The 25,128-nt window shown below is 68.0% G+C and carries 31 protein-coding genes and 1 pseudogene; 17 read left to right on the top strand and 15 right to left on the bottom strand.

Going from position 1 to position 25,128, the window contains the following annotated elements:
• The first annotated feature begins 210 nt into the window (after positions 1-210).
• Complete coding sequence (locus EJK15_RS41140; RefSeq protein ID WP_138715902.1) at positions 211-513, top strand: hypothetical protein; 303 nt, start codon at positions 211-213, stop codon at positions 511-513.
• 350 nt (positions 514-863) lie between these two features.
• Here EJK15_RS41140 and EJK15_RS41145 read toward each other — a convergent pair whose 3' ends face one another.
• Complete coding sequence (locus EJK15_RS41145; RefSeq protein ID WP_138715903.1) at positions 864-1,349, bottom strand: hypothetical protein; 486 nt, start codon at positions 1,347-1,349, stop codon at positions 864-866.
• Between the two features lie 360 nt (positions 1,350-1,709).
• Here EJK15_RS41145 and EJK15_RS41155 point away from each other — a divergent pair, with 360 nt between their 5' ends.
• Together EJK15_RS41155 and EJK15_RS41160 are read left to right on the top strand one after the other, a co-directional pair.
• On the top strand, positions 1,710-1,913 hold the full coding sequence (locus EJK15_RS41155) for a hypothetical protein (RefSeq protein WP_138715904.1): 204 nt from the start codon (positions 1,710-1,712) through the stop codon (positions 1,911-1,913).
• A 295-nt stretch (positions 1,914-2,208) separates the two neighbouring features.
• On the top strand, positions 2,209-2,958 hold the full coding sequence (locus tag EJK15_RS41160; RefSeq protein ID WP_206061410.1) for a hypothetical protein: 750 nt from the start codon (positions 2,209-2,211) through the stop codon (positions 2,956-2,958).
• Between the two features lie 1,037 nt (positions 2,959-3,995).
• On the opposite strand, the gene EJK15_RS41165 is transcribed toward EJK15_RS41160, so the two are convergent.
• Positions 3,996-4,403, bottom strand: coding sequence for a RidA family protein (locus EJK15_RS41165; RefSeq protein WP_138715905.1), 408 nt, complete (start codon positions 4,401-4,403; stop codon positions 3,996-3,998).
• 143 nt (positions 4,404-4,546) lie between these two features.
• Between EJK15_RS41165 and EJK15_RS41170 the strand changes: the two genes are divergently transcribed.
• Both EJK15_RS41170 and EJK15_RS41175 read left to right on the top strand, forming a co-directional pair.
• A complete protein-coding gene (locus EJK15_RS41170; RefSeq protein ID WP_138715906.1) occupies positions 4,547-4,927 on the top strand; it encodes a winged helix-turn-helix transcriptional regulator in 381 nt (126 codons plus the stop codon).
• 201 nt (positions 4,928-5,128) lie between these two features.
• Positions 5,129-5,515, top strand: a complete 387-nt coding sequence (locus EJK15_RS41175) for a hypothetical protein (RefSeq protein WP_138715907.1) — start codon at positions 5,129-5,131, stop codon at positions 5,513-5,515.
• A 63-nt stretch (positions 5,516-5,578) separates the two neighbouring features.
• Here the strand turns inward: EJK15_RS41175 and EJK15_RS41180 are convergent, their stop codons facing one another.
• The 5 genes from EJK15_RS41180 to EJK15_RS41200 form a co-directional block, all read right to left on the bottom strand.
• Complete coding sequence (locus EJK15_RS41180; protein ID WP_240777544.1) at positions 5,579-6,358, bottom strand: hypothetical protein; 780 nt, start codon at positions 6,356-6,358, stop codon at positions 5,579-5,581.
• Positions 6,359-6,750: 392 nt separating this feature from the next.
• Positions 6,751-7,176, bottom strand: coding sequence for a DUF899 family protein (locus EJK15_RS41185; protein WP_206061411.1), 426 nt, complete (start codon positions 7,174-7,176; stop codon positions 6,751-6,753).
• 49 nt (positions 7,177-7,225) lie between these two features.
• Positions 7,226-7,675, bottom strand: coding sequence for a VOC family protein (locus EJK15_RS41190; RefSeq protein WP_206061412.1), 450 nt, complete (start codon positions 7,673-7,675; stop codon positions 7,226-7,228).
• A gap of 143 nt (positions 7,676-7,818) precedes the next feature.
• The gene (locus tag EJK15_RS41195; RefSeq protein ID WP_138715910.1) at positions 7,819-8,262 is read right to left on the bottom strand and encodes a hypothetical protein; all 444 of its coding nucleotides are present in this window, start codon (positions 8,260-8,262) and stop codon (positions 7,819-7,821) included.
• 612 nt (positions 8,263-8,874) lie between these two features.
• On the bottom strand, positions 8,875-9,135 hold the full coding sequence (locus tag EJK15_RS41200) for a luciferase domain-containing protein (protein ID WP_138715911.1): 261 nt from the start codon (positions 9,133-9,135) through the stop codon (positions 8,875-8,877).
• 318 nt (positions 9,136-9,453) lie between these two features.
• Here EJK15_RS41200 and EJK15_RS41205 point away from each other — a divergent pair, with 318 nt between their 5' ends.
• Positions 9,454-9,678 carry a three-helix bundle dimerization domain-containing protein gene (locus EJK15_RS41205; protein ID WP_138715912.1) on the top strand — a complete coding sequence of 75 codons (225 nt, stop codon included), beginning with the start codon at positions 9,454-9,456 and terminating at the stop codon, positions 9,676-9,678.
• Positions 9,679-9,914: 236 nt separating this feature from the next.
• Here the strand turns inward: EJK15_RS41205 and EJK15_RS41210 are convergent, their stop codons facing one another.
• The 4 genes and pseudogenes from EJK15_RS41210 to EJK15_RS41225 all read right to left on the bottom strand — a co-directional run bounded on the left by EJK15_RS41210 (position 9,915) and on the right by EJK15_RS41225 (position 12,936).
• Positions 9,915-10,163, bottom strand: coding sequence for a hypothetical protein (locus EJK15_RS41210; RefSeq protein WP_138715913.1), 249 nt, complete (start codon positions 10,161-10,163; stop codon positions 9,915-9,917).
• 26 nt (positions 10,164-10,189) lie between these two features.
• Positions 10,190-11,020, bottom strand: coding sequence for a phosphate ABC transporter ATP-binding protein PstB (gene pstB / locus EJK15_RS41215; protein ID WP_138715914.1), 831 nt, complete (start codon positions 11,018-11,020; stop codon positions 10,190-10,192).
• Positions 11,021-11,263: 243 nt separating this feature from the next.
• Positions 11,264-12,283: pseudogene (locus EJK15_RS76625) on the bottom strand (aldo/keto reductase).
• 11 nt (positions 12,284-12,294) lie between these two features.
• On the bottom strand, positions 12,295-12,936 hold the full coding sequence (locus EJK15_RS41225) for a zinc-binding dehydrogenase (RefSeq protein WP_240777545.1): 642 nt from the start codon (positions 12,934-12,936) through the stop codon (positions 12,295-12,297).
• A gap of 6 nt (positions 12,937-12,942) precedes the next feature.
• Between EJK15_RS41225 and EJK15_RS77235 the strand changes: the two genes are divergently transcribed.
• From EJK15_RS77235 to EJK15_RS41240, 4 genes are all read left to right on the top strand, one after another.
• On the top strand, positions 12,943-13,281 hold the full coding sequence (locus tag EJK15_RS77235; protein WP_338089915.1) for an aldo/keto reductase: 339 nt from the start codon (positions 12,943-12,945) through the stop codon (positions 13,279-13,281).
• The gene (locus tag EJK15_RS41235; protein ID WP_206061413.1) at positions 13,278-13,739 is read left to right on the top strand and encodes a hypothetical protein; all 462 of its coding nucleotides are present in this window, start codon (positions 13,278-13,280) and stop codon (positions 13,737-13,739) included. The genes EJK15_RS77235 and EJK15_RS41235 overlap by 4 nt, the downstream gene beginning before the upstream one ends.
• Before the next feature lie 131 nt (positions 13,740-13,870).
• The gene (locus EJK15_RS76630; RefSeq protein WP_276615482.1) at positions 13,871-13,993 is read left to right on the top strand and encodes a hypothetical protein; all 123 of its coding nucleotides are present in this window, start codon (positions 13,871-13,873) and stop codon (positions 13,991-13,993) included.
• An 88-nt stretch (positions 13,994-14,081) separates the two neighbouring features.
• Positions 14,082-15,209, top strand: a complete 1,128-nt coding sequence (locus tag EJK15_RS41240; protein ID WP_138715916.1) for a PQQ-dependent sugar dehydrogenase — start codon at positions 14,082-14,084, stop codon at positions 15,207-15,209.
• A gap of 330 nt (positions 15,210-15,539) precedes the next feature.
• Here the strand turns inward: EJK15_RS41240 and EJK15_RS41245 are convergent, their stop codons facing one another.
• Positions 15,540-16,277 carry a class I SAM-dependent methyltransferase gene (locus EJK15_RS41245; RefSeq protein WP_138715917.1) on the bottom strand — a complete coding sequence of 246 codons (738 nt, stop codon included), beginning with the start codon at positions 16,275-16,277 and terminating at the stop codon, positions 15,540-15,542.
• Positions 16,278-16,746: 469 nt separating this feature from the next.
• Between EJK15_RS41245 and EJK15_RS41250 the strand changes: the two genes are divergently transcribed.
• The 4 genes from EJK15_RS41250 (at position 16,747) to EJK15_RS41265 (ending at position 19,716) form a co-directional block, all read left to right on the top strand.
• Positions 16,747-17,652 (top strand): NADP-dependent oxidoreductase, encoded by a 906-nt coding sequence (locus tag EJK15_RS41250; RefSeq protein ID WP_138715918.1) that lies wholly within the window; start codon positions 16,747-16,749, stop codon positions 17,650-17,652.
• Between the two features lie 78 nt (positions 17,653-17,730).
• Positions 17,731-18,201, top strand: a complete 471-nt coding sequence (locus EJK15_RS41255) for a beta/alpha barrel domain-containing protein (RefSeq protein WP_138715919.1) — start codon at positions 17,731-17,733, stop codon at positions 18,199-18,201.
• 11 nt (positions 18,202-18,212) lie between these two features.
• Positions 18,213-18,680 (top strand): MarR family winged helix-turn-helix transcriptional regulator, encoded by a 468-nt coding sequence (locus EJK15_RS41260; RefSeq protein WP_138715920.1) that lies wholly within the window; start codon positions 18,213-18,215, stop codon positions 18,678-18,680.
• A gap of 115 nt (positions 18,681-18,795) precedes the next feature.
• Complete coding sequence (locus EJK15_RS41265; RefSeq protein ID WP_138715921.1) at positions 18,796-19,716, top strand: SDR family oxidoreductase; 921 nt, start codon at positions 18,796-18,798, stop codon at positions 19,714-19,716.
• A 218-nt stretch (positions 19,717-19,934) separates the two neighbouring features.
• Here the strand turns inward: EJK15_RS41265 and EJK15_RS41275 are convergent, their stop codons facing one another.
• From EJK15_RS41275 to EJK15_RS41295, 3 genes are all read right to left on the bottom strand, one after another.
• Positions 19,935-20,756: an MBL fold metallo-hydrolase gene (locus tag EJK15_RS41275; RefSeq protein WP_138715922.1), complete on the bottom strand. Its 822-nt coding sequence runs from the start codon at positions 20,754-20,756 to the stop codon at positions 19,935-19,937.
• A complete protein-coding gene (locus EJK15_RS75145; RefSeq protein WP_240777546.1) occupies positions 20,750-21,745 on the bottom strand; it encodes a dihydrofolate reductase family protein in 996 nt (331 codons plus the stop codon). Before EJK15_RS75145 ends, EJK15_RS41275 begins: the two co-directional genes overlap by 7 nt.
• Before the next feature lie 480 nt (positions 21,746-22,225).
• A complete protein-coding gene (locus tag EJK15_RS41295; protein WP_206061414.1) occupies positions 22,226-22,378 on the bottom strand; it encodes a hypothetical protein in 153 nt (50 codons plus the stop codon).
• A gap of 153 nt (positions 22,379-22,531) precedes the next feature.
• Between EJK15_RS41295 and EJK15_RS41300 the strand changes: the two genes are divergently transcribed.
• Genes EJK15_RS41300 through EJK15_RS41310 form a run of 3 tightly spaced genes read left to right on the top strand, consistent with a single transcriptional unit; the run spans position 22,532 to position 25,124 of the window.
• On the top strand, positions 22,532-23,347 hold the full coding sequence (locus EJK15_RS41300) for an oxidoreductase (RefSeq protein WP_171074828.1): 816 nt from the start codon (positions 22,532-22,534) through the stop codon (positions 23,345-23,347).
• A 51-nt stretch (positions 23,348-23,398) separates the two neighbouring features.
• Positions 23,399-24,481: an SMP-30/gluconolactonase/LRE family protein gene (locus EJK15_RS41305; RefSeq protein ID WP_206061415.1), complete on the top strand. Its 1,083-nt coding sequence runs from the start codon at positions 23,399-23,401 to the stop codon at positions 24,479-24,481.
• 52 nt (positions 24,482-24,533) lie between these two features.
• Entirely contained in the window at positions 24,534-25,124 is a 591-nt protein-coding gene (locus EJK15_RS41310) for a TetR/AcrR family transcriptional regulator (protein WP_138715924.1), read from the top strand.
• Positions 25,125-25,128 lie beyond the last annotated feature (4 nt).

Here is a 25,128-nt window from a genome sequence, read left to right on the forward strand (position 1 = left end):
CGCACCTGATCCTCTCACCGTCCATGGCTGTCCTCGCGTTCCTCGACCCCGGACAAGAACTTCAACACGCAGACTTGACGGGGAACGACAGGAACCCACCCACCGTCCCCATGATCGCGTTCGCGGTCTTGACGGCACAGGAACGACCCGGCATCTTTCTTTTAAGAAGCTTTCCTAAAAGTGCACTGCCCACCTACTGGAGGACAGCGAATGCGCACAAGAAAGCCCGCGGCCCTGGCCGCCACAGCCCTCCTCACCGCCGCCCTCGTCGGCACCGCCTCTCCCGCTCACGCCGCGCCCACCGACTGCTCCACCGGCCGGGACGGCAAGACCGTCTGGGTCTACTGCAGCGGCGGCTCCGGACAATACGCCGTGAGCATCTACGTCATCCACCCCAACCCCACGGTCGGCTCCTGGCCCGAGTACGGCCCCTGCGTATCCCCCGGGCAGCGCTCGGAGTACACCCCCTACCACAACATCCCCTTCCTCGGGCCGGGGATCGCCTACTGCTGACGGGGGGCATGGCCGCCCGGTGTGGCGTTCGATGTCGCGGTGTTGAACCGCAACCACCGACGCCCGGTACCGTACGAGGAGTATCGAACGCGCTGGTGGTAAGTGCGGGTGACAACGCCGCCGGTTGCCGAGGCCGGGTCTCACACACTGATCGCCGTCACGGGGCACTGTGGGGTGTTCACAGGTGGTGCTGGCCAGCGAAGGCCCAGGAGCGGTTCACCGACGTGAGCGCCGAGCAGGCGGAGAAGATCGTGGCCGCGATGCGGGTGTGGTGCCGGCCTCAGTCGCACGCCTTCAGCGCACGAGCACACCGCCAGAGGTGGTGATGTGCTCGCGGCTTAACGGACAGCTCAGTTGAAGGGGTTGTCGTACGTCACGGACTTGGTGCGACTGTTGTAGTTGTTGCCGGGATAGAACCAGCCGCCCGTCGCGTAGATGGTGATGTTCGCGACGGTGGTGGAATGGGTGTACTCACCGTCGTAAAGGAAATGCGACAACTGGCACCCGGAGGGAGCGGGCGCCGAGCCCGTCTGGGTCGGGTAGATCGCGGTGCTGCCGTTGATGGAGATGTAGAAGTTCGGCATGGGGTAGGCCCCGCTGCCCCAGCACAGCCGGAGCGCGTACCTGAACTTCGTGTTCCCGTCGTCGAACGCCACCGTGCCCTCCACTCGGACGAGTGTGAGCGACGGGCCGGCGTTGGAGGTCACGGTGAGGGAAACGGTCTGGTCCGGGCCGTAGGTCGCGTGCGCGGGGGTGACGGGCAGCAGGAGAGCCGCCAGCGTCGCGATGGCGACGGCGATGGAGCCGGCCGTACGACGTGCTCTGGAACGTGTCATCAATTCCGACCCTCGTCTCTTTCATGATGTCCCTGGAACGCGCACGAAATGTATTGTCGGCGCCTCCGGGCGTCCAGAAAGACGGTTATGAGCCGCGATTCGGCCCGGCGTTAAACTTCGCCCCATGGCAGCTCTCGCGAAAGCTGTCCAGGCGGCCCACCAGGTCGGGGTTCAACCCGGCACGACCGTAATGCCGGCACGACGGGTGAAATTTTCATCCCGCCGGGCATTGGCACTGCCGATGGCTTAAGCCCGCGAGCTGAGCAGTTCACGAAGCGGATCGCCGCCGTCGATGAAAAGCCGGGCCTCTGCCGTGGTTGCCGCGGCGATGCGCTGGAGCACCCGCCGACCAACCTCGGGATGCTACTGAAGCGGAAACTGGCCGACAAGACCCGCGAATGCGGCACCCTGCAGCGCTCCCTGGACGCGGCCGCCACCGCCATCGCCGCCCTCCACCACGACAACACCCTGCTGCGGGAGGAGTTGGCAGCCCGTGGCGGCACCGTCGTCCCGCTCCACCGGCCACCGGATCACCAGAAACCAGCCAGCATCGACCCAAGCTGATCAGGCAAAATATCACTGGGCAATTTCGGTCAGTATGAACTGTGAATAACCGAACGCCCAAAGCGGGTAATTTGAAAACTTATTTTCGCGATCTTGATTTGCTGGACGAATTCCGCCTGAATATCCGCCGACTACGATCTGTGGTGAAACGTGTCGGTGAAGGCGAGTACGCTTTTGAGCCAACGCGAAGCCCGGCCTCTCTCTGCACGGCCGCGCCCAGGAAGACCTCCTGCGGCTCATCGACGAGCGGCTCGCTCCTGAGCACCAGGTCATCTTCACCACCCACTCTCCCTTCATGGTCAGCCCCACGCACCTGGACAGAGTCCGCACCGTCATCGATCACGACGGGCACGGCACCAAGGTGTCCGCCGAAATCTTCAAGGCCGACGACGACACCGTCTTCCCTCTCCTGGCGGCCATGGGCGTCGAGCTGACCCAGACCCTCTTCGTCGGCGAGAACAACCTCCTGCTCGAAGGCCCCAGCGACTTGATCTATCTGGACATATTCACCGACGCCGTCGAGGCCCAGGGCAAGCCCGGCCTCGACCCCGCATGGATCAAGATCCCCATCGGCGGCGCCGGCAAGCTGTCCACCTTCGCCACCCTGCTCGGGGCCAACAAGCTCAACGTCGCCGTCGTGGTCGACTCCAGCACCACCGGGGTCGGTGCCATCAAGCGTCTTCGCGACAACGGACAGCTCCGCGACAAGGCCCTCATCGAGATCAGCGAGTTCACCGGCACCAGCGACGCCGGCATCGAAGACCTCTTCGAGCCGGACTTCTACCTCGACCTGGTCAACCGCGCCTACGTCAAGGACGTGCCCGCCCCGATCACCACCGCCGACCTCAACCCGCACGACCCACGGATCGTCCGGCAGATCGAGGCATACTTCCGCACCAACAACATCGCCGGCGGCAAGTTCAACCACTACAAGCCAGCCGCCGTCCTCATGCGCGAGCAGAACACGCTGATGCCGAACATCAGCACCGCCACCCTCGCCCGCGCTGAGCAACTCTTCAGCAGAATCAACGACCTGCTGACCTAACAGGCACTGGCGTGGGGCCCGGGATGGGGTCCACGCCACGCGTCCATCTCGAGCACCGTGACGTGCACCGGCCCGTCATCGAGCGCCCGCCAGCGTAGCGGCCGCTCTTCCGGCGGCCACATATACGCGCCCCGGCCAACCCTTCTTGGCGGCCGGGGCGTCTACGTGTTGGGCCCCAGTGCTCCCCGACTGGGGCATGCCGAGATTACTACTTGATATCTGTTTTGTATAGATTCGGCTGTGGGTACCTGGCTCGGACCAACCTGCCCGACGATCAGGTAGATCGTGCAGGGCAAAGTCCACGCCGCCGGATTGGCCAGCGTCATGCTGATTGATGAGCGAACACCTCCTCGCCCGGGGACCGTGACCGGCTCTGCCGCCTCACCTGCGGCCACCGCGTTGATGGATCAGGCAAGCGCGATCCGCCGCGACAGAGACGCCCGCCGCTGATCTCACCGGCCCGACGCGCGCCAAGCCGAGCTTCCGGCCCGCTACGGTGATCCTTAGGAAGATCGAGACCAGGCTGACCACCGTGAGGGCGAGCTCCTGGGGCTGGGCCATCTCCGGCCCCTCCACCACCTCTTGAACGCGCTGTCCTTCTTCATGCCAACGGCGCCCTCTTCTCCGGGTCGGCCAGCCTTCCCTTCGTTACACCTTGTCCAGGGCGGCTCCCGTGCTCACGGCTGAGCCGGCGACGAGGCCACGCTTCCCAGACCTGATTGATCAGAACAGATTCGGGTCGAGCACCAGGTGATCGGTCGGTTGCTGGTCATCCGCTGCCCTGCAGAAGGCGTCCCGGGGGAGAGGGGGCGTCTGCGGACAAACCCCGGGGCGCCCTCTGCAGGGCAGCGGACAGCGCATCTGGCCGCTGCGGTCACCGTGACGGTCAGCCGTGCGGGCTGTTGAGCCCGGTTGGCCTGCGTCATAGCGAGTTCAAGCGATTACGTTACGCTACAAACTCCGTGACGGATAGTGGTCTTGGGTTGTCAAAATCGGGGCGCACCGGCGCCATTGCTCAGTGAGCGAAGGCCATCTGTTCAGTCGAGGATCGCGGTGGCTTCGATCTCGACCAGGTGGTCGGGGACGTCCAGTGCCGCAACGCCTATCAGCGTGGTCGGCGGTGCCGGGGTGACCCCCAGCTTCGCGGCTGCCCGGGAGATGCCTTCCAGGAGCGGGGGCATCTTGTCGGGCGTCCAGTCGACGACGTAGAAGGTCAGTTTCGCCACATCGTCGAAGGAGCCGCCGACCTCGGCCAGGGCGGTGCCGATGTTGAGGTAACTCTGCTCGACCTGTGCGGCGAGGTCGCCTTCGCCGATCGTGACTCCCTGGGCGTCCCAGGCGACCTGCCCGGCGATGAAGATCAGCTTCGACCCGGATGCGATCGACACCTGCCGGTAGACATCGATCTTGGGCAATCCGCTGGGGTTGACAAAGGTGATGGCCATGATGCCTGTCTCCTCGTTCTGAGCGCCTGTGGGCTCGCGTACGCGCCGGCCAAGACGCTATTGCTCTCTTGTGGATACTCAGGAACTATAAGAGACTGTCCGCTGACGTGGAAGAACGCACTTTTCAGTGACTGGAGAACCTTATGGTGACCAAGCAGTTCACAGGCTCGCCCGAGGATGCAGACCTGGCGCGTGCGGGCTCCTTGGCGCGGGAGATCTTCTCGGACGTGGCCAACAAGTGGGCGTTCCTGATCGTCGAGGGTCTCGGTGATCGCACCCTGCGCTTCAGCGAGCTGCGGAATGAGGTCGAGGGCATCAGCCACAAGATGCTCACCCAGAACCTGCGCATGCTGGAGTGCAATGGCCTGGTCGAGCGCACCGTGTACCCCACCGTCCCGCCGCGGGTCGAATACACCCTCACTGAGCCGGGCCAGGCTCTGCGAGCGACGGTCGACAGCATGTGCGGCTGGACCCGCCGGTACTTCGGTCACATAGAGGCCGCCCGCCGTCGCTTCGACGCCTGACTTCTGCGGCCAACTGGCCTGCAGTTGCCGCGATGGGAGCCTCCCTCCCGTCGCGGTCGGTGGCGATCACGGCGTCGAGCAGGGTGAAGGCGTACGGGCGCCCGCTCTGGTCGGGCGCCGGGCTGCTCGCAAGGAGATCGCCGGCGCTTTCGTGGCACACCCCTGGACGGGGGGCGTGCTGAGCGCGCGAGACTGGAGGCCATGGCCGAGCAGGAGACGGTGGGTGCGGCGCTGCAGGCCCTGTCGCGCTGGAAGCGCGCCTTCTCCGGCGGGGCTTGGCTGCCGAGTGACGCGGAACGCGCGCTGGCCGGGCGGCTGCAGGAGGCGCTCGGTGAGATCGTCGGCCGGCTGTGGGAGCGGCGGCGGCCCAGTGAGGTGGCGGATCTGGCGAGCGTCCAGCATCCGCTCGCAGCGCGGCTGCGCGCCCTGGTCGAGGGGGAGACGGGCCCGCTGGCGGAGGTGACGCGGGCGGTGGACGCCTACGCCGCTGCGTGGCCGGAGCCCGATCCCAGCCTGGCGCGGGAGCGGCAGCACGTGCTGCTGTACGTCCAGTTGGCTCCCCTCCTCCACACGTCGATATCCGGCTGAAGGCGACGTCGGGGCTGAGTTCGAGGTCGATGGGGTGGGGCGATGGCCTGCTGCCTGCAGGAGTCACTCGGTCTGGGCTGGCCGCTGGGAATCGGTGTGCAGTACGAGGCCGTCGCCGGGGGCGGGCCGGAACCCTAGCCCGGCAAGGGCTGCATCGTCGATCTCGGTGACCACGCGCAGGGCACCGGCTTCAGCCGCCTCGCCGACCGCGAGACGCACCAGCGCGTCGCGTACCTCGGGTGGAATGCCGGGCAGGACGTGCACCAGGTCGAGACGGACGGTGGTGCGCTGCTCGTCCTCCCAGGACGCGGCGGCATGACCGACGAAGGGCTTGCCGCGCTCGTTGTTGACGTAGGCCTGCAGCCAGCAGGCGAGCCTGCCTCCGGCGATCAGCTCCCTGGGAATGATCACGTCCATCCCCGCCTCGGCCAGCCAGAAGCCGGCCTCGGTCGGATGCGGGGGAACCGAGCTGATGAAGTAGCCGGTGGGGCAGACGTCCGGGGCATCGCGGGGGTCCAGCAGGACGTACCCGCTGCGGATCGTCCGGCGGCCGCGGCGGACCAGCCCGGTCGCGAGCTCCTCCGCGAGCCGCCCCGCGACGTCCGCGGCCCATTCGTACGCCGAGTGCACCGGCAGGCCGGTCCACGGACTCCGTGGCGCCTTCGGATACTCGACTGCGATGCCGTAGAGGTTCGGGTCCCGCCGCCAGCGGAAGATCACCAACATCCCGTCGGGCTCCGCCCTGACATTGACGGCGGAGTAGCCCTCCGTCACGGCGCCCGCACGTGACAGGCATGTCCTGACCGCTGCGAGGACCTCCTGCCGGGACCACTCGATCACCACGTGTCCCAGGCTCCCACACCTCCGTCTCGCACTCGATACGGTCGCGGCCGACCCCCGCCGCTCCCGAGATCCTGTCCGTGGTGAAGGTCCGCCGTCCCGCGGACAACCATCGACACCCCGGAGTTGATGAGCTACTCACCAAGCTCAACATCCACACCCCAACAAGGTCATCGAGCTCGCCGCCTCACCCCGCTGACCAGCAACAAAAACCCCCGCCTAGAGAATCGCCCACCCGAGCGTCTCCCTGCATTTCCCCAGCTCAGGCCCCAAAACCGAGCCTCCAGCCCTCCGAATTACGTCGAACACCGGGTCGTGGTGGCGTCTGCCCGTAGTGGTTCGGCATACCGTCGGGCGAGCTCGTTGGCGTGGTTGGCGATCGCTGGCCATATGATCTAGGCCTCGTCGTATTCGTCGGGCAGGCGCAGGGCGGGGCCGCCGACGTGCAGGCCGAGTCGAATCGCGCGCCCCTTCGGCTCCTCCCACGCCTCCTGACGGCCGAGCGCGGTGAGGTCGAGGTAGGGGTAGCCGTTGTGGAACTCTTCGATGCCACGGCCGAACGTGGAGCAGGTGTGGTGTACCTCGCCGTCGACCTGGAGGAACGCGCTGATGCCCGGCCAGTCGCCGCGCATGTCCTCGGTCCACGGCATGCCGGCCTCGGCCAGCTCGGCCTGGGTGCGGTAGAAGATCTGCACCGGTGCGACCCGGTCGTCGACGGTCGCGTGGAAGTCGTAGTTGAAGTCACTGCCGGCCGAGGAGTGCGAGGATGCCGCTGAGGGCGCGTCCCACCGCCCATCCGCGAGCGCGGCGCAGGGTCGCACCCGCCGCAGCGGCCACGGCCGGACACGGAAGCGCCGCCACTGACCGGATCTACACCACGTCGAACTCGTTGCCCTCCGGGTCGGTCATCGCCACTGCGTAGTGGTCCAGGCCAGGCTGCGACAGCACCCGCACAACGGCGGCGCCCGCTTCGACCAGGCGCTCCACCTCGGCGTCCACCCGCGCCCGGCGGGTCTCCAGCGGCACATCTTCCCGCTTTCCGCCCACCTTGACGTCGAAGTGGAACCGGTTCTTGACCACCTTGCCCTCAGGCACCTGCTGGAACCAGATCCGCGGGCCGCTGCCTTCGGGATCGACGATGCTGTCATCGCCGTCGCCCTCGCCCAGCTCGTCCTCCGGCACGCCGACGCTCCGCCAATATTCGCGCCACGTGCCGAAACCGCCCGGCGGCTGCTCCAGCGTGTAGCGCAGGGCGCCGGCCCAGAAACGCGCCATCCGCTCGGGGTCGGCGCAGTCGACGACCAGCTGATACGAAACCATGGGCCCCATCCTTCACGACGCGTACGACAGATTCGCCGAGGCCGTCCATGGCTGCCCCGGCCGCGGCTGCCCCGGCCGCGGCTGAGACGTGTCAACGGGCGAAACGCCGCGACGATTAGGCGGGGCGGGCCTGGCCGCCCCGCCTAATCGCATCTGCTCACGGTAGCCAGGTCTGCCGGGCCTGGCGCGAGGCGGTGAACTGGGCGGCGTAGGTGGGGGTGGTCCATACCCGGGTGCCGGGCCGCAGGCTCGGGCCGTAGGGAGCCGGGGAAGTACAGGCCGCGGCCGTGCTGTACCACGATGTTGATCAGGTTTCCGGTCAGCACGGCGGTGACGAACGTGTCCAGGCGTACCGGTCCGGGGTTGTGCCAGGTGGCGGTGTCGTAGCGGCGGTGGCCGTCGACGACGTCGGGAAGGGCGCCGGTCAGCAGGCCGCCGGTGGTCGTGATCTGTATGGAGGGCAGCAGGCCCAGCCAGTGCCGGAGCTGATCACAGATCCAGCACGCCGCGACCCGTTCCCGGGCCATGTGCTCGGTCCGGCGTTGCAGCTCGCCGAGACTGGCCGGGGACAGCTGGTCCCAGGCCACCTTGCGCCCGGTGGGCGGGTGGCCGGTTCGGGTGTTCGAGACGAGGAGATCCTCGTCTCGCCTCCCATCCGGGGCCAAGCCCTCTTGCCGATCCGGCAAAGGCGGCCTTCCCACCGCGCTCGGCGATCCAGGCTGGGGATCGCGGTCGCCAGCTCGTCGCGTCGGGCCACCAGACCGTCGATTACACCGCCGGACCAGCGCGGCATCTTCACCTGGCCACCCTCGGTGGATGTCCCGGTCGAGCTGGGTGCCCGGCGGCCCGACAGGTGAAGCAACTTCGGCGTGAGCACCGCAACCGCGACGACGCTACCTGGCTGAGCGGCAACGGACGCGGCAGCCACCACCCCTGCCGGACTGGCCAACACGAGGCAACGCCCATGATCAGCGGTCAGGTCAACTGACAAGGGACAGCGATGTCCCACCCCCGACCACCCGCACGAGGCTGAGCAAGATCCATTGGCGAAATCCCCTCGGTTTCCGGCCAGCAGTAGCCCTGGCACGAGGCCGGGCCGCCACTCAAGATTCCTCAGTCCAGCTCAGGGCCTCATCTTCAAGGACAACTCCATGGCACAGGACCACACTTGCCGGGAGTTCTCCGGCTGCCCCGTGACCTTACGGACAGTCGTTCGACTTGATCGCAACGCTGACCAAGGCGAGAACCAGGTCGAGATCGACAGAGGTCTCCATCACGATGGCCGCCCATCCCCATTCGCCGTCCGTTTCCAGACGCGTACACGCACACAGGGCGGCCCGCAGCCGGTCGATCACTGGGGTGGTCAGGTGCAGGTGCGCGATGCTGGGGCTGGTCAGTCGCACGATCTCGCGGCCGCCACTGGTGAAGACCGCCCCCGCCGCGGTGGGGAGGAATGTCAAAGCGGGTCAGGACCGTAGCTGGTGGACGGCCTGGCCGAGTAGGGAGGCCCGACGCTCATGCACAGCCTCCCGGGAGGTGCCACATTCTCCATGCTGCCCGGCGCGCTCATGAGCAGGTAACCCGGCGTTCTCCAACCGTTACCTGGTTACGACACCCCGCAACACCTGGCCGGAGTCGGCCCCAAACCACGGTCGGGGATCATGGTCACTGAACGCCCTCTGTCGCCCCCTCTTCGCTCGGCACACTTACCCAAAATGCCCCTAAGGTACGAAAGTGGACAGCGTGTGGACGGTGTCCGACCGGGGAGGGATACGAGCATGACTGTTGAGACACCGGGTGTCTTTGAAGAACAGGCGCGTGCCCAGCTGACGGATCAGCTCACCAGCACTTTCGCCGATGACTGCAGGCCCGAACGGGTCATCGAAGCGATCGACCGCGCCTGGAAGAGATTCGACCAGGCGCCGGTCAGGGACTTCGTACCCTTGCTCGCCGCCAGAATGGCCCGGGAGGAGCTGCGCCGCCTGATCGCCGATCACGGATGATCCCGCCGGACGAAAGGCCATAATCTCGACACCGCTTCGGCGGGAAGCCGCTGGAGCGCCAAAACACATCGGCACGTTGACCGGGTGGAGCCGACGCCGCGGCAGCCGCGAAGGCCTCGCCGCCGGCGAACTTGGCCCCCCACGTCCTACCGTTGATCTGCGGTGTTGCTTATTGACACTCCAGTGGCCCCCTCCGCGCGGCGCGGAGGGCCACGCCCTGAGCACATGGGCGCAGCTCAGGTGAGCGACAGGTCCTTGCGGGCTTGCTCCAGGTCGGTGGCCCAGATCCACATGCGCTGGGAGGGCGGCACCTGGTGGTGTCGATCCGATCCATCGGTTGGCGCCCAGCAGGTCGTGGGGGACCGCCCACTTGCAGATGAGGCGATCGCGGCCCGTTTGCGCCGGCGGCTGGAGGCCGCGAGGCCGGCGATCTCTGTGACGTCTCCGGGCTCGCCGGTCAGGTGGACTGCCGTGGCACGGCTCACGCAGGACGGGACGGCTCCCTTCCTGGTCAGCCGAAACGTCCGGTGATGTAGCCTTCCGTGCGCTTGTCCGCGGGGTTGCAGAAGATGCGGGTGGTGAGGTCGTACTCGACCAGGCGGCCGTGTCGCTCACCGTGCTCGTCGACCTCGGTGGTGAAGTAGGCCGTACGGTCGGAGACGCGGGCCGCCTGCTGCATGTTGTGCGTGACAATCACGATGGTGTAGTCCTTGGCCAGGACCTGCATCAAGTCTTCGATCTTCGTGGTGGCGATCGGATCCAGGGCCGAGCACGGTTCGTCCATGAGGATGACCTCCGGCTGGACGGCGATGGCACGGGCGATGCACAGGCGTTGCTGCTGGCCGCCGGACAAGGTGTGGGCCTTCTGCTTGAGATTGTCCTTGACCTCGTCCCATAGCGCGGCACGGTGCAGGGCCTGCTCGACGGTCTCGTCCAGGTTGCTGCGCCGGCCGTTGACGCGTGGGCCGTAGGCAACGTTGTCGTAGATGGACTTGGGGAACGGGTTCGGCGCCTGGAAAACCATGCCGATCCGGCGGCGTACCTCGATGGGGTCCACGTTCGGCGCGTACAGGTCCTCGCCGTGAAAGGTGATTCTGCCTTTGATGTGGGCGCCGGGGATCAGGTCGTTCATCCGGTTGAGGCAGCGCAGGATGGTGCTCTTGCCGCAGCCGGACGGGCCGATCATGGCGGTGATACAGCGCGGAGCGATGCGCATGTCCACGCCGCGGACCGCCTCGTAGTCGTCATAGAAGACCGACACGTCGTCCAGGACGAAGACCGGGTCGAGCAGCTCGGCCGCGTCGCGGTCGAGGGCGTCCTTGGGCATGTGCTTGATCGTCATGTCAGGGTCACCGGCTTGGTCACCGCCGCTCCTGGGGGCGATTACGGGACGAAGATGGCGATGGAGTTCATCGCCATGACCACGATGAGCAGAAGCACGGTCGCGGTCAACTTTCCAGAGCATGATTGCGCGGCCTCCAGCGCGTGATCGAGTACCCCAGACTCAGCTGTCACAACGACGCCGGATTCTGGGTCTGACACAGATTTCGTGGTCTTCCGGTGGACGGGACTCGGCACTTGTTGATCATGTTGGGTTAACGTTTCGGAGCTTCTGGGAGTCTTCTTCCCTCACCTGGCCGGTGTCTGCATCGAGCGCGTCTTCCGCACCGGTAAGTCGGTGCGGATCCAGGCCAGAACGGGCACGTCGCAACCGGACGGCCATCTCGAACAACGCGTTGATCTCCTCAGCGGCCGCCTCATCGCCGCCGGTGGCCGCCGTGTGGCGGAAATGCAGCAGGCCGACCAGGCCGGCGGCCGCCTTGACCGAGGCGGCCAGGACCGCGTCGGAGACCAGGGCGCGCGGGTCGGGCTCCAGCTGCAGGATCATCGCGACCAGGCTCATGGCGCGGGCCTGCAGCAGCATGAGGGGGCCGGCGCCTTCGTACGCGCTGGCGCCGACGTAGGCGGTGGCGTGCGCGGCGCGGACCTGCTCGGGGTCGATGCCGGCTTCCAGCGCGCCGCTTTCGGCCTGCAGCGCCTGCACCAGACTGTACTGGTCCTGCATGGAGACGAATCTGGTCCAGCCGTGCTGCGAAGCGACGTGCTTGGCGAACTGCCATGCCCACATGGAGGAGGCGCCGAGGTAGCGGGCCTTGCCGGCCTTGACCACGTCGTGCAGCGCTTCCATGGTCTCCTCGACCGGGGTCTGCGGGTCGAAGCGGTGGATCTGCTAGAGGTCGACGTAGTCGGTGCCGAGCCGGCTCAGCGACGCGTCGATCTGCTCCATGATCGCCTTGCGGGACAGCCCGGAGCCGCCCGGTCCTTGATGCATCGGGATGAAGACTTTGGTCGCCAGCACGATGTCCTCACGGCGGGTGTACGTGCGGATCGCCCGGCCGACGATCTCCTGCGAGCTGCCCAGCCCGTAGATGTTGGCGGTGTCCCAGAAGGTGATGCCGAGGTCGAGAGCCTGTCGGAAGAGCGGTTCGGCTCCGTCGTCGCCGAGGGTCCACGACATCTGCTCGGAAGACGTGGCGAAGCTCATGCAGCCCAGCGCCATCCGGCTGACCTTGAGCCCCGAGTCACCCAGTCGCGTGTATTCCATGATCCGTTCCTTCAGCGCAGGGTGGCGTTGTCGATGACGAAGCGGTAGCGGACGTCCGAGGCGAGGACCCGCTCGTACGCCTCGTTTACCTTGTCCATCGAGATGACCTCGATGTCGGCGCCGATCTGGTGTCGCGCGCAGAAGTCGAGCATGTCCTGGGTCTCGCGGATGCCACCGATCAGCGAGTAGGTGTAGACGCGCCGGTTGGCGGCGATCGCGCCGACGGGGAACGAGATCTCCGGTGCGCCGGAGGCGCCAACGGTGGTGAAGACGCCGTCGAGCGCCAGTAGTCCCATGAAGGCGGGCAGGTCGATCCGGCCGCTGACGGTGTTGATGATCAGGTCGAAGGTGCCGGCGAGCGTCTCGAAGGTCTTCGGGTCGCTGGTGGCGTAGTAGTGGTCCGCCCCGAGCCGAAGCCCGTCGTCCTGCTTCTTCAGCGATTGGGACAGCACGGTGACCTCGGCGCCCATGGCGTGGGCCAGTTTGACGGCCAAGTGCCCGAGGCCGCCGAGCCCGATGACGGCGATCTTCTTGCCGGGGCCGGCGCCCCAGCGGGCCAGCGGCGAGTAGGTGGTGATGCCGGCGCACAGCAGTGGCGCGGCGGCGTCCAGGGCGAGGCCGTCGGGGATGCGCAGGACGAAGTCCTCGTTCACCACGATGTGGGTGGAGTAGCCGCCCTGGGTGACGGTCCCGTCGGCGTCGGTGGCGCCGTAGGTGAGGGTGTTGCCGTTGAGGCAGTACTGCTCTTCGCCCTGCCGGCAGTTGGGGCAGATCCCACAGGAGCCGCCACCCCCGCTCAGGTCGCGCTCGCCTGGCTACTCGCGCAGGGCGACGACATCGCACCCATCCCGGGTACGAAGCGGGTCACGCGCCTGCAAGAAAACGTCGCCGCCGACCGCCTCGTCCTCACGCCCGCCCAGCTCCACGCGCTGAACAACCTCACCCCGGCGGCCGGGGACCACCACACCGAGGCGCAGATGCGCCTGATCGAGCGATGAACGCCCTCCCCGCGCGAGCCGTACGCCCCACGATGATCCTGGCGGCCATGGGCATCTCCGCAGCCGCGGCCCTGACCGGGTGCACCGCGACCAGCGACACCGAGGGCAGCGTGCCGTCCGCGACGACCAGCACCGCGGTTTCCGGCTCGTCTCCGGCGGACGGGCCCACGTACGAGGACGGCGAGTACAGCGCCACCGGCCAGTACGGGAACCTGCCGTCCAGTATCGGGGTGTCGGTCACCCTCGACGACGATGTGATCACTGCCGTCGAGGTCACCCCGAACGCGACCAATCCGACCTCTCGTGACCTGCAGGAACGCTTCGCCGCCGCAGTGCCGGCCGTGGTCGTGGGCCGCGACATCGACGAGGTACGCCTCTCGCGTCTGGCCGGTTCCAGCGCCACCCCCGACGGCTTCAACACAGCGCTCGACCAGATCAAAGCCGAAGCCGCGAGATAGCCGGCCGTCATGCGCTTACTGGTGGTGGAAGACGAGGCGGACGGGCCCCGCTGCGCCGTGACACGGCCGCAACCGCGGCGCAGCTGGTCGTCGGTGATCTGACGCTCGACTCCGCACGGCACCAGGTGACCGTGCGCGGGCAACGGCCTGCACTGACGCCGAAGGAGTTCGGCACCCTGCGCCGCAAGCTCGGCCAAGGCTCGATCGAGACAGTCGTCGGCCGCGGCTACCGGCCGCCCGAGCCCGCGAGGTAAGCCGTCATTCCCCGCACTTTCCCGCGCACCTGATCACCTGAACCGCCGTACCCCCATCGATGCACCGACCAAAGCGGAAAAGGACGGCATGGCAGCCCTCAAGCATTGGACGTTCGCCACCCTGCTCACGGTCGCCGCTGCCGCCGGCTGCGCCGGCGGCAGCGGCGCGAGCGGTGGAGAACCGTCGGCCGGCAGCCTGGCCCCGGTGGCCTCCAGCGTGGCGACCAGCACGCCCACCGGAACACCGGATCTGAACGCACCCGAGGAACTGGCCCGCGGTATCGACGTTCCCTGGGGCCTGACCTTCCTGCCCGGCGGCGACGCCCTGATCGCCGAGCGGGAAACCGCCCGAGTCCTGCGCCTGACCCCCGGCAGCGGGCAGGCCCGCCAGGTCTATGAAGTGGCGGGCGTCGCAGCGATGCGCGAGGGCGGCCTGCTCGGCCTCGCGGCCTCACCGGACTTCGCCCAGGACAACCTGGTGTACGCCTACTTCACCGCTGAGCAGGACAACCGGATCGTCCGCTTCCGCCTCGACGGCGACGAACAGCCAGAGGTGATCCTCGACGGTATAGCGAAGGCGACCTACCACAACGGCGGCCGGATCGCCTTCGGCCCCGACGGCATGCTCTACGCCGGGGTCGGCGACGCGGGCAACACCCAGAGCTCACAGGACCCCGACAGCCTCAACGGCAAAATCCTGCGGCTGACACCCGACGGCAGGCCGGCACCAGGCAATCCGAATCCAGGCTCACCGGTCTACAGCCTCGGGCACCGCAACGTGCAAGGCCTGGCCTGGGATGCGCAGGGCCGGATGTTCGCCGCCGAGTTCGGGCAGAACGAACTGGACGAGGTCAACCTCATCGAGCCTGGACGCAACTACGGCTGGCCGGCCGTTGAAGGCGCCGGCGACACCCAAGGCGGCCGGTACACCAACCCGCTGGTCACCTGGCCGGTCAGTGAGGCATCCCCGTCCGGTCTCGCCATCGCGGGTAACACGATCTACGTGGCCGCCCTGCGCGGGCAACGGCTGTGGACCATCCCCCTCACCGGCGACCCAGCCGGCGACCCAGTCGCCCAGCTGCAAGACCGCTACGGCCGGCTGCGCACCGTCCAGGTCGCCCCGGACGGCGCGCTGTGGCTCACCACCTCCAACACCGACGGCCGCATCGACCCCCGCGACGGCGACGACCGCGTCCTGCGTTTCCCCGCCCGCTGAGCCGAACAGCCCGAGAGGACGACATGGCAGGCGTGACCCGTACAAGACAATGGCCCGCGACGTTCGCCGCTCTGCTCATGGCCGCCGCGGCCGCCGGCTGTAACAGCGGCTCCGACAGTGGCGAACCCTCCGCCGGCCCTGCCCCGGTCGCCTCGAGCACAGCGGCCAGCGCACCATCCGGAACACCGGACCCACGACGCAGCGATAGCGTACTTCCTCCCGTTGGTGTGGCCACGCGGGATTGCCGTCGTCGTGATCAGTCCTGCTGCGAGCGAGGGATCCGGATCGCCAGGCTGATCGCCATGTCCGCGACCTGGCAGCTATGGCGGATCAGGCGATAAGCAGACGCACGCCAAGCTCTGCCGCGTCGAGATCGACGAAGTCGCGGTTGCTTTCGGCCCACCGGCCGGATGCGAGGTCATCACGGAGGCTGCGCACTGCCCGCTGCTCAGCGACCGGCCCGACTCTGGCCCAGATCGACATTCCGCGGCGGATATCCTCATCCAGGTACGCCTCGGGCCGGCGCCAGTAGGCCTCGTAGAAGCCGTCCGCGCAGTCCCACGGAATGAGCACCGGTTCCACCCGGGCTCCGATCGAGCGGGCCAGCTCGGCCAGCGACGGCCGGCCGACGAGAAGGCCAGCGCGCTCGGGCAGATAGTCGCGATCCAGCCAGAACAGATCGAGGGCACTGAAGTCCTTCGTGAACACCACCACGCGGCGAGCGACACGCCGCATCTCGCGCAGACCCGCGATCGGGTCCTGCCAGTGATCGATGGTGGCGAAAGCCATCGCGGCGTCGAAGGACTGGTCCTCGAACGGAAGGCTCTCCGCGAAGGCAGCCACGCACGGCGCTGCGCCTGCGGGGCGCTGCGCCCGCATGACCGCCGACGGTTCCACCGCGGTGACGTCACGGTCGGAGGGCTCGTAAGAGCCGGTGCCCGCCCCGACATTGAGCACGGTCTGCGCATCGCCGAGCGCGGCCCAGACCTGGGTCGCGATCCGCGGCTCGGTGCGCCGCGTCACGGTGTAGGTGGCTCCAATGGCGTCGTACAGCTGCGCGCGGGACATCAGGCTGCCTCCATGTCCGGGTGGCAGATCATCGTCGCGACCTACCGGCTTGATGTATCGGATCGATATATCGCCACGATATGGCGCCGGGCGCGCGCTGTGCAAGGCCAGGCGGAAGCAGCTTGCCGGAGCACCGCCGGTCTGATCGCTCTGGCTCTCCTCGGCCCGCGCGGCTCACATCTATGAGGACCCGTTCGCGGTGAGACCCGCAGGAGCAGCCGTCCCGGTGCCGAGGCGGGACCCGGTCGCAATCGCGCTGGGCGTTGCGGTGTGAGCCAAGAAATCCTCAGCGCCAGCGGGCCCGGGCCGCGAATGACGAAGGCCGTTGTGCTCTCGAAGCCGGGCACGACACGGCCGCAGTCGATCTCGCGCGGTCCGGGCGGCAGCAAATACTTGGCTAGCCACATATTGCTGCTACAGTGATTATGTGTCTAGCCACCTAATGCGTGGTGCAACGTTAGGAGTTGTCATGAAAGCCATCGTTTTCGACCGTTTCGGCGGCACGGAAGTACTGCACGAGGCGGACATCGAGGTCCCGCAGCCCGGCCCCGGGCAGGTCTGTGTCCGCGTGAAGGCTGCCGGGCTGAACGCGCTGGACGGCAAGATCCGCTCCGGGATGCTGGAGGCCGTGTACCCGACGCAGTTCCCCTCCGTCCCCGGTCGCGAGCTCGCCGGCGTGGTGGACGCCCTGGGTGAGGGCGTGGAAGACGTGCAGGTTGGCGACGAGGTGCTGGGCTGGTCGGACACCGGCTCGTACGCCGAGTACGCGCTGGCCACCATCGTGGCCCCCAAGCCCGCCGGCCTGGAGTGGCAGGACGCTGCCGCGCTGCCGGTGGCGAGTGAGACGGCCGAGCGGGTCCTGAACCTGCTGGGTGTCGCCGCCGGGGAGACCGTGCTGATGCACGGCGCGGCGGGAGCGGTCGGAACCCTGGCGGTTCAGCTCGCCACGGCCCGCGGAGCACGTGTCATCGGCACCGCCGGCCCCGGGAATCAGGAATATCTCGCCTCGCTCGGCGCCACCGCGACCGTGTACGGCGAGGGCCTGGTCGAGCGGGTCCGGGCGCTCGCCCCTGACGGCGTGGACGCGGTGTTCGACCTGGCCGGGAAGGGCGCCCTTGAGGACTCCATCACCCTGCGGGGCGGCACCGATCGCATCGTCACCATCGCCGACTTCCGCGCGCAGCAGCTCGGCATCACCTTCGCCAGCGGTCCTGCGGAGGCCTCGGCCGCCCGCCTGGCCGCCCTGGCCCAGGACGCCGTGACCGGCAAGGTCGTCACCACCGTCACGACCTATCCGCTCGACCAGGCCGCCACGGCCCAGCAGGTCAGCGACGCCGGGCATGTCCGGGGCAAGCTCGTCCTCACCGTCGGCTGAACACGCTCGCCTCTTCATCCACCCCGCCCGCCGTTTTCCCGATGACCACCCGGTCATCGCCGAACCGAAGGACCACGCATGCTGGACTCTCTGTGGCCGCCGACCGCTGTCGGCGGCATATCCCTGCCGTACCGCCTGGTCATGGCCCCCATGACTCGGGACCGCTCCACGCCGGAAGGCGTCCCGACCGAGCTGAACGCCGAGTCCGACACCGCCGAGCTGTATCCGGCGCTCCTGGACGCGCTGCGCCCGCTGGGCCTGGCCTACCTCCACGTGATGCACGCGGGCGACGAGGCTCTGCTGGAAACCCTGCGCGCGCAGTGGCCGGCCACGCTGATCCTCAACCGGGGCGGCACCGATGTACCCACCCGCGCCAAGGACATCGACAACGGTACGGCCGACCTGGTCTCCGTCGCCGCCCTCGCGCTCGCCAACCCGGACCTGGTCGAGCGGCTCCGCGCCGGCGCGGAGCTGAACGCCCCCGACCCGGCGACCTACTACGGCGGCGGAGCGGCCGGCTACACCGACTACCCCACCTACACGGCTTGAGGCACCGAACCATGCCCCACATCCCCACGACGGCCGGCAAAGGGCCGATGAGCTACGCGATCTTCCAGCTCGCCCGCGCCCACCGCGCCCACGCCGCCGCCCTGCTTCGCGCGATGGACCTGCATCCCGGACAGGAACTGCTGCTGATGCAGCTCTTTGACCGGGACGGCCAGACCCAGTCCGAGCTGCTCGAAAGCGTCGGCCTGGACCACTCCACCGTCTCCAAGGCCCTGCGCCGGATGCAGGACGCCGGCCTGCTCGTCCGCGAGCCGGCCGCACATGACCGGCGCGTCATGGTGGTCCACCTCACCGACAAGGGCCGTTCCATGCGCAAACCCATCGCAGCCCTGTGGCAGACCCTGGAGGAGACCTCCGCGCGGAACCTGTCGGAGCAGCAGGCGGAGTCCTTCGTCGACACCGCCTACGCCATCGCGGAGGCGCTCAACAGTCGCGCGCTTCCGCAAGAAGAATCCGAGTAACTCGCCGGTGCGGCTGGCCGTCTGCACATCGAGAACGGCCGCATCGCCCCGTCCCATCCGCCTTCGGCCTCGGCAACCAAGCCCTCGCTCCTGACCTGATGGAAAGTGAAAACCCATGACTGCCACCGACTCCACCACCCTCCCGGTCCTCGTCGTCGGGGCGACCGGCTCTCTCGGGGGCAAGGTCGTCGACGAACTGCTCAAGCGCGGCAAGAACGTCCGTGCCCTGGTCCGGCCGACCAGCGACGCTGACAGACTCGAAAGCCGGGGCGTGGAGATCGCCCGCGGCGACATGCTCGACCTCGACTCGCTCGTCGCCGCCATGAACGGCGCCGATGCCGTCATCACCACCGCCGCCGGCTACACCCGCGGCGGCAAGAACGCGCATGACATCGACACCGTCGGCAACGCCAACCTCGCCGAGGCCGCCCACCGCACCGGCATCCGACGGTTCGTCCTGACCAGCATCCTCACCAGCGACCAGACGCCCGATGTCCCACACTTCTGGCACAAGAAGCTCGCCGAGGACAAACTCGAACAGCTCGGCGTCCCGTTCCTCGCACTGCGCCCGGGGGCGTTCCTCGACCAGATCGCGAGCATGGCGGGCGACCCGATCGACAAGGGCCGCCTGATATGGATCGGCAAGACCACCGTCCCGCTGACCTTCGTCCGCACCTCCGATCTCGCGGCGTACCTGGCAGCCGCAGTCGACGCCGAGGCCGACGACGGTGAGCGCATCAACATCGGCTGGGACCGCCCGGTCAGCATGCGCGAGGTAGCCGACCTGATGGGCAGCCGGGCCGGAAAGAAGATCAAGGTGTGGGCCGTCCCGTCCGCCGTCGCCCGCGCCGCAGGAGCCGTCGCCGGCCGCTTCATGCCCCTGATCAAGGACATGGCCGCGATGTTCCGCTGGTTCGACACCGGCCGCTACATCGCCGACCCCCGCCGCCAGGAGCAGCTGTTCGGCTCCGTCCCCACGGCCGAGGACGTCCTCGCCCGGTACAGCGACGAGCTGGGCACTGCACAGCACCGGTGACAGGCCCGCGTCCCGGCGGCCCCTGACCAGGACACCGCAGGGTACGAACCGTTGCCCTGATTGGCTGAGCGAACCTGAGCGGAGATGTTTCCCGGGAATTGTCGGTGGCGGTGTGCTGCAGGGAGCGGGCGTGCTCGGGCGCGGCCTTGACGGTGATGATCTGCTCGTCGGGGTCGTCTGTGACGATCAGGAACACGTGCTGTGTCGCACACCGATCGCTAGCGGGGCGCCCCGTCGCGCTCGCTTCTTTGGGCGAGGCGCTGGGCTTGCCCGTTATGCACATCGCTTACCCACTCCCAGCCGGGCTTAGCCGATGGGCCGACCCGCGGGTCACTGACAACCTGATTGTCACGCAGGGCCTGCACGTACGCCCGATCCTGGTCGATCCGGGCATGTACCTCGTCAGCTCCGCCGACGGACCCGTGGCCCGGGACGAAGACATCGACGTCGCCCGCCACGCCCTCCAGCAGCCGCAGCGCGGCGAGGCAGTCCTCGATCGGGTCAACGGTGCCGTTCAGGTCGAGCATGGGAATCAAGACATCAGAGAGCATGTCGCCGGCGACGAGAACCCCGCGTTCCTCAATCAACAGCGCCGCATGGCCCGGAGCATGCGCTTGATGCTCGATGATCCGGATCCCGGGGCCATCCCAAGGGATCTGCGTCGTCTCGGCGGGCAGGCCGGTAATGAGGCCGAGCAGGTCCAGCGGTACCTCCTCGGGGATGCCGACGGCCTTTGCGACCGCATCCACCCCACCCGACAGGCGATCTCGCGCAGTAGCCGCGCAACGCGCGGTGCCGTAACGGGGCGCCGCGCCGAGCCTGGGGTGCCAGAGCAGGTGATCCCAATGAGGATGCGTCGAGAAACCTGCCACAACGGTCTGGCCCGAATCGGACAGGTCATTCGCGAGGCAGGCCAGCTCGTCGCCCAGCACCCCGGCGTCGATGAGCAACACGCCACCCTGGCCCTGCACGACAACGGCGTTGCTCTGGCAGAACTCGCTCTCGTGGACCAGCACACCCTCCGCGACCTGCCTCAGCACGAGCTCGCCTCCCTTGCATCCCGGATGGCGTAGCGATGCATCGTGACGCCCTGCTCGAACGATCGCTGCTCCAGCAGGTCGAGGTCGATCGGCAGGTCGTAATCGTCGAACAGCGGCCTGCCGAAGCCGAGGATGGCGGGATGGGTGCAGAGCAGCAGCTCGTCAAGCAGCCCGGCCCGGAGAAGCTGCGTCGCGATTGCCGCGCCGCCAACCCCGATGGTGCCGTCGGTCTCGGCCCGGAGCGCGGCGAGCTGCTCGATCGCGTCGTCTCCGCCGATGATCCGGGTGTTGTGATCGGCGCTGTGGCGGGTGCGGGAGACGAGCACCTTGGGCTTGGAGGTCCAGATCTCGCCGTACTCACGCATGACATCTGGCAGCGACGCGTCCTCGCGCGCACGTGGCCAGTACTCCTCCATCGTCTCGTACATGACCCGGCCCTGGACCATCAGGGCGAGCGCCTGCGCCCGGGCATTGAACTCGCGGTGCAGTTCCTCGCCGATGCGCAGCCACTCGCCCGCGCCGTTGTCGACGCAGGGATCCTTACCCGCGGCACCGCCGCGCGGGGGCAGCGCGCTCGCTACAGCCTCACTGAAGCCGGTATCCAGACTCTTCCGATCATCTACGCCCTCGGCAACTGGGGCCTCGACTGGCGCCCGGGCAGCGACGAGTTCCGGAGCCGGCAGCAGCTCATGCGCGATGAGGGTCCGGCGTTCATCGAGGAGCTCATGGACGAGCTTCGCGTCCGCCACCTCGGCGCCCCGCCGAAGCCGCACGACGGTCCAGGCCCGTTCGAGCGCCTCGACGCCGCCTACGCCGCGGCCGCCGAGCAAGAACACGTCGATTAACGGTGACGGAACGGCCCCCGCCCTGACCTTCTTGGGCTCCGGTAGCTTGCCGTCACCGCGCACAAGATGTCGCCGCCATGCATCCGGACACTCGGCGCTGCGCCGCGTCACCGGGTCCACCTTGTCGTCGAACCCCAGGTGCACGTGCGCGTCGATCAGCCCGGCAGCACGGTGTGGCCGGGCAGCTCGAGCACCTCTTCGGCGTCGCCGGCGCTGCCGCGCGGCCCTGCGGAGGTCCGAACTGGCCGGGGCCTCGGCGGGCGCCTCCACATGGAGCGCCCTGAGGAAGCCCGCCAGCGTGTCGGCCGCGTGGGCGCCGCGGCTGATCGAGCCGTGGTCGAGCGGCTCGCCGGGAACCCACGTCAATCACGGTCCAGTGCTTGGGGAAGCGCTGGGACGGTTCGCCGAACCGCACCGGGGTCGGCAGGCGCGGGGCCAGCACAGGTAGCCACCGCCGCTCCTTGAGCTGGAGCTCCGGGGTAGGGTCCATGCGCTGCATGCGCACGGCCAACTCGTCCCCGAGGCGCCACATTTGGTTGCCCCAGCCGCCCGCCACCTGCGCCCGAGCAGTGCGCCCTGACAGACCGTCGACATGCGAGATCCTGCAAGGTGCGGCGGGCCTCGTCAACAGAGCGGGCGGTTGGTGCGCGTCAGCCCCGCGTCCGCCATCTGCATGGCGATCCCTGAGCCGTCGATGCCGTCGGTCTTGAACCGGCGGCCGGCGGCCTCGATGCTCCGCTGCCGCGTCGCCTGCTTGTGCTCCTTGCTGTACCGCACCGCATCCTTCCTTCACCCCGCCGGCCCGCTGGTGGTCCTCGTCTCGCCCCTCATTGAGAGTACGACCATAATTTAATTTCTAGAAGATCTTGCCTCGCGACCGCCGACTGGTTATGGTCGTACGAACGTAATCTATACCGTCGGGAGCCAGTGATGACAACAACTCAGCAGGTCGTGCTCGTAACAGGCGCCACCTCAGGCATCGGCAAGGCGGCAGCGATCGCACTGGCCGCCGCGGGCTTCGAGGTGATCGGAACCGGCCGCAACACCGCACGAGCCACCCCGTCCGCCGGGGTGACCTACCTCGACCTCGACGTGACCAGCGACGAATCGGTCGCCTCAGCGGTCAAGCAGGTGATCGACCGGTTCGGGCGCATCGACGTCCTGGTCAACAACGCCGGCGTCGGCTCAACCGGCGCCGCCGAGGAGTTCTCGATCACCCAGACGCAGGACATCTTCGATATCAACGTCTACGGCGTCATGCGGATGACCAAGGCGGTCCTGCCGCACATGCGGGCGCAACGGCAGGGACGCATCATCAACGTCTCGTCCCTCAGCGGGTTCGTCCCCAGCCCGTTCATGACCCTCTACGTCTCGACCAAGCACGCGGTCGAGGGCTACTCCCAGTCGCTGGACCACGAGGTCCGCGAGCACGGCGTCCGGGTCCTGCTCGTCGAGCCCGGCCCGATCAACACTCCGTTCGCAGGCCACAGCGTGGAGGCCGACACCCCCATGCCGCTCTACGCGGCGGGACGGCGCAACTACGACGAGCTGCTGGAGAAGAACCTCAGCAGCGGCGACGACCCCGCCGTCGTCGCCAAGGTGATCGTCGCGGCGGCAACCGACCGGAACCCGAAACTACGGCGCACCGCCGGCACGACCGCCCGGACCATCAACGCGGTGTACCGCGTCGCCCCGGCCCGGATCTTCGACCGCGTCATCCGCAGATTCAACCGGATGCCGAGCTGATCGCTGCCGAGATCCACTAACCAGTCATTCGCAGATCTACCGAGGAGAGTCATGCAGCAGCAAAGCCAGCAGACGGCCCGGCGCAGTGCATCGAGCGCAAGGCGTTTTCTGAAGAAGAACGTCGGAATCGCGCTGGCGGTCACCGCGACGGCGGCCGTACTGGGGTCGGCGCCGTCCGCGTCCGCAGGGACGGGACACTCGTATGCCGGATCCGTGGTCACCGACGTACGGACCGTGGCGGAGTTCGACTACGCCGCCGGCGAGATCCCCGAGAACATCACCGTCAACCTCGATGGCTCAGTGACCCTGTCGTTGCTCGGCAGCTGCGCGGTGTGCGAGCGCACCCACGCGCCGCAGCTGATGCGGATCTCCGCGTCCGGACACCGCACGGTGCTCGCCACCGGGCAGGTGGGTGAGGCGATCAGCGGCAACACCCGCGGCGATGACGGCACTGTTTACTACAGCGTGTTTGCCCCGGGGGACGCGGCCAGGAACGGCGTGTACGCGGTGCGTCAGGACGGCACCTCGCAGCGGATCGCCGCGCTGCCCGCCGGCGCGGGGCCGAACGGGCTGGCCATCGACCCGGCCGGGGACACCCTCTACATCGCGGACAGCTTCCAGGCCACCATCTGGTCTGTTCCGGTCTCCGGCGGATCGGTGACCCCGTGGCTGACCGACGCCGCGCTCGCGCCGGTGCCGACCGAGGCCCTGCCGATCGGCGCCAACGGGCTCAGGTTCCACAACGGCGCTCTGTGGGTCAGCAACTTCAACAAGGGAACACTGCTGCGGGTACCGGTCACCCCCGCCGGCGCGGCCGGTCCCATCCGCCTTGTCGCGGGCGGCCTGCCCAACATCGACGATCTCAGCTTCCTGACCCCCTGGTCCGATGTGGTGTTCGTGGCGCAGAACGGCTCCTCCTCGCAGAACGGTCCGGACAGGATCGTGGTGGTCTACCCGAACGGCACCTACAAGGCCGTTCTGACCAGCGCGGACGGTCTCGCCTCGCCCTCCGCGACAGCGGTTCGCGGCAACCGGCTGTACATCACGAACGGAGGCGTTCCCGAGCCCCACGACGCGAAGCTGCAGACCGGGAAAATCAACGTCACGGCTCTCCTTGCCGACGCGGCACACTGACCTGGCCAGGGCGGTATCCGGCGCGTAAGCCCGGGCTGAGATGGAGGAACGCATGGTGCGGTACGCGAAAGAACACAAGCAGGAAACACGGCAGCGGATCATCGCGACGGCCGGTCGACGGTTGAAGCGGGACGGCATCGACGGCTCCGGAGTCGCGACGCTCATGAAGGACGCGGGCCTGACCAAGGGCACCTTCCATGCCCACTTCGCATCCAAGGACAGCCTCGTCGACACCGCGATCGCCGACCAGTTGCACACGCTGCACGTGAACATCGTCGAGCAGGCGGAGCCCGGCCCGGCCGGCCTCGAACAGATCGTGCGCTGGTACCTGTCAGCCCCCCACCGGGACGACCTCGACGACGGCTGCCCCAACGCCGCCCTGCTCGACGAGATCGCGCGCAGCGGTGACACGACCAGGCAGGCGTACACCGACGGCGTGCTGGTTCTCATCGACGGCCTCGCCGCCCGCATGGCGCCCGAGGATCCGCTCTCGGCCCGCGTGAAGGCGCTCGGCCTCCTCGGCCTGATGGCCGGGACGCTGCAGCTCTCCCGCGCCCTGACGGACCGCCAACTCTCCGACGACCTCCTCGAGCAGGGCCTCCGCAACGCCCTGGCCCTGGTGGACGCCGAGCTCCGACCATGACCGA

This window comes from Nonomuraea basaltis (assembly GCF_005893125.1).
Lineage (GTDB): Bacteria > Actinomycetota > Actinomycetes > Streptosporangiales > Streptosporangiaceae > Nonomuraea > Nonomuraea basaltis.

Coding starts and splice junctions, on each gene's coding strand:
- EJK15_RS41140 (WP_138715902.1), top strand. CDS start 211: ATGCGCACAAGAAAGCCCGCGGCCCTGGCCGCCACAGCCCTCCTCACC.
- EJK15_RS41145 (WP_138715903.1), bottom strand. CDS start 1,349: ATGACACGTTCCAGAGCACGTCGTACGGCCGGCTCCATCGCCGTCGCC.
- EJK15_RS41155 (WP_138715904.1), top strand. CDS start 1,710: ATGCTACTGAAGCGGAAACTGGCCGACAAGACCCGCGAATGCGGCACC.
- EJK15_RS41160 (WP_206061410.1), top strand. CDS start 2,209: ATGGTCAGCCCCACGCACCTGGACAGAGTCCGCACCGTCATCGATCAC.
- EJK15_RS41165 (WP_138715905.1), bottom strand. CDS start 4,403: ATGGCCATCACCTTTGTCAACCCCAGCGGATTGCCCAAGATCGATGTC.
- EJK15_RS41170 (WP_138715906.1), top strand. CDS start 4,547: ATGGTGACCAAGCAGTTCACAGGCTCGCCCGAGGATGCAGACCTGGCG.
- EJK15_RS41175 (WP_138715907.1), top strand. CDS start 5,129: ATGGCCGAGCAGGAGACGGTGGGTGCGGCGCTGCAGGCCCTGTCGCGC.
- EJK15_RS41190 (WP_206061412.1), bottom strand. CDS start 7,675: ATGGTTTCGTATCAGCTGGTCGTCGACTGCGCCGACCCCGAGCGGATG.
- EJK15_RS41205 (WP_138715912.1), top strand. CDS start 9,454: ATGACTGTTGAGACACCGGGTGTCTTTGAAGAACAGGCGCGTGCCCAG.
- pstB (WP_138715914.1), bottom strand. CDS start 11,020: ATGACGATCAAGCACATGCCCAAGGACGCCCTCGACCGCGACGCGGCC.
- EJK15_RS41235 (WP_206061413.1), top strand. CDS start 13,278: ATGAACGCCCTCCCCGCGCGAGCCGTACGCCCCACGATGATCCTGGCG.
- EJK15_RS41240 (WP_138715916.1), top strand. CDS start 14,082: ATGGCAGCCCTCAAGCATTGGACGTTCGCCACCCTGCTCACGGTCGCC.
- EJK15_RS41245 (WP_138715917.1), bottom strand. CDS start 16,277: ATGTCCCGCGCGCAGCTGTACGACGCCATTGGAGCCACCTACACCGTG.
- EJK15_RS41250 (WP_138715918.1), top strand. CDS start 16,747: ATGAAAGCCATCGTTTTCGACCGTTTCGGCGGCACGGAAGTACTGCAC.
- EJK15_RS41255 (WP_138715919.1), top strand. CDS start 17,731: ATGCTGGACTCTCTGTGGCCGCCGACCGCTGTCGGCGGCATATCCCTG.
- EJK15_RS41260 (WP_138715920.1), top strand. CDS start 18,213: ATGCCCCACATCCCCACGACGGCCGGCAAAGGGCCGATGAGCTACGCG.
- EJK15_RS41265 (WP_138715921.1), top strand. CDS start 18,796: ATGACTGCCACCGACTCCACCACCCTCCCGGTCCTCGTCGTCGGGGCG.
- EJK15_RS41300 (WP_171074828.1), top strand. CDS start 22,532: ATGACAACAACTCAGCAGGTCGTGCTCGTAACAGGCGCCACCTCAGGC.
- EJK15_RS41305 (WP_206061415.1), top strand. CDS start 23,399: ATGCAGCAGCAAAGCCAGCAGACGGCCCGGCGCAGTGCATCGAGCGCA.
- EJK15_RS41310 (WP_138715924.1), top strand. CDS start 24,534: ATGGTGCGGTACGCGAAAGAACACAAGCAGGAAACACGGCAGCGGATC.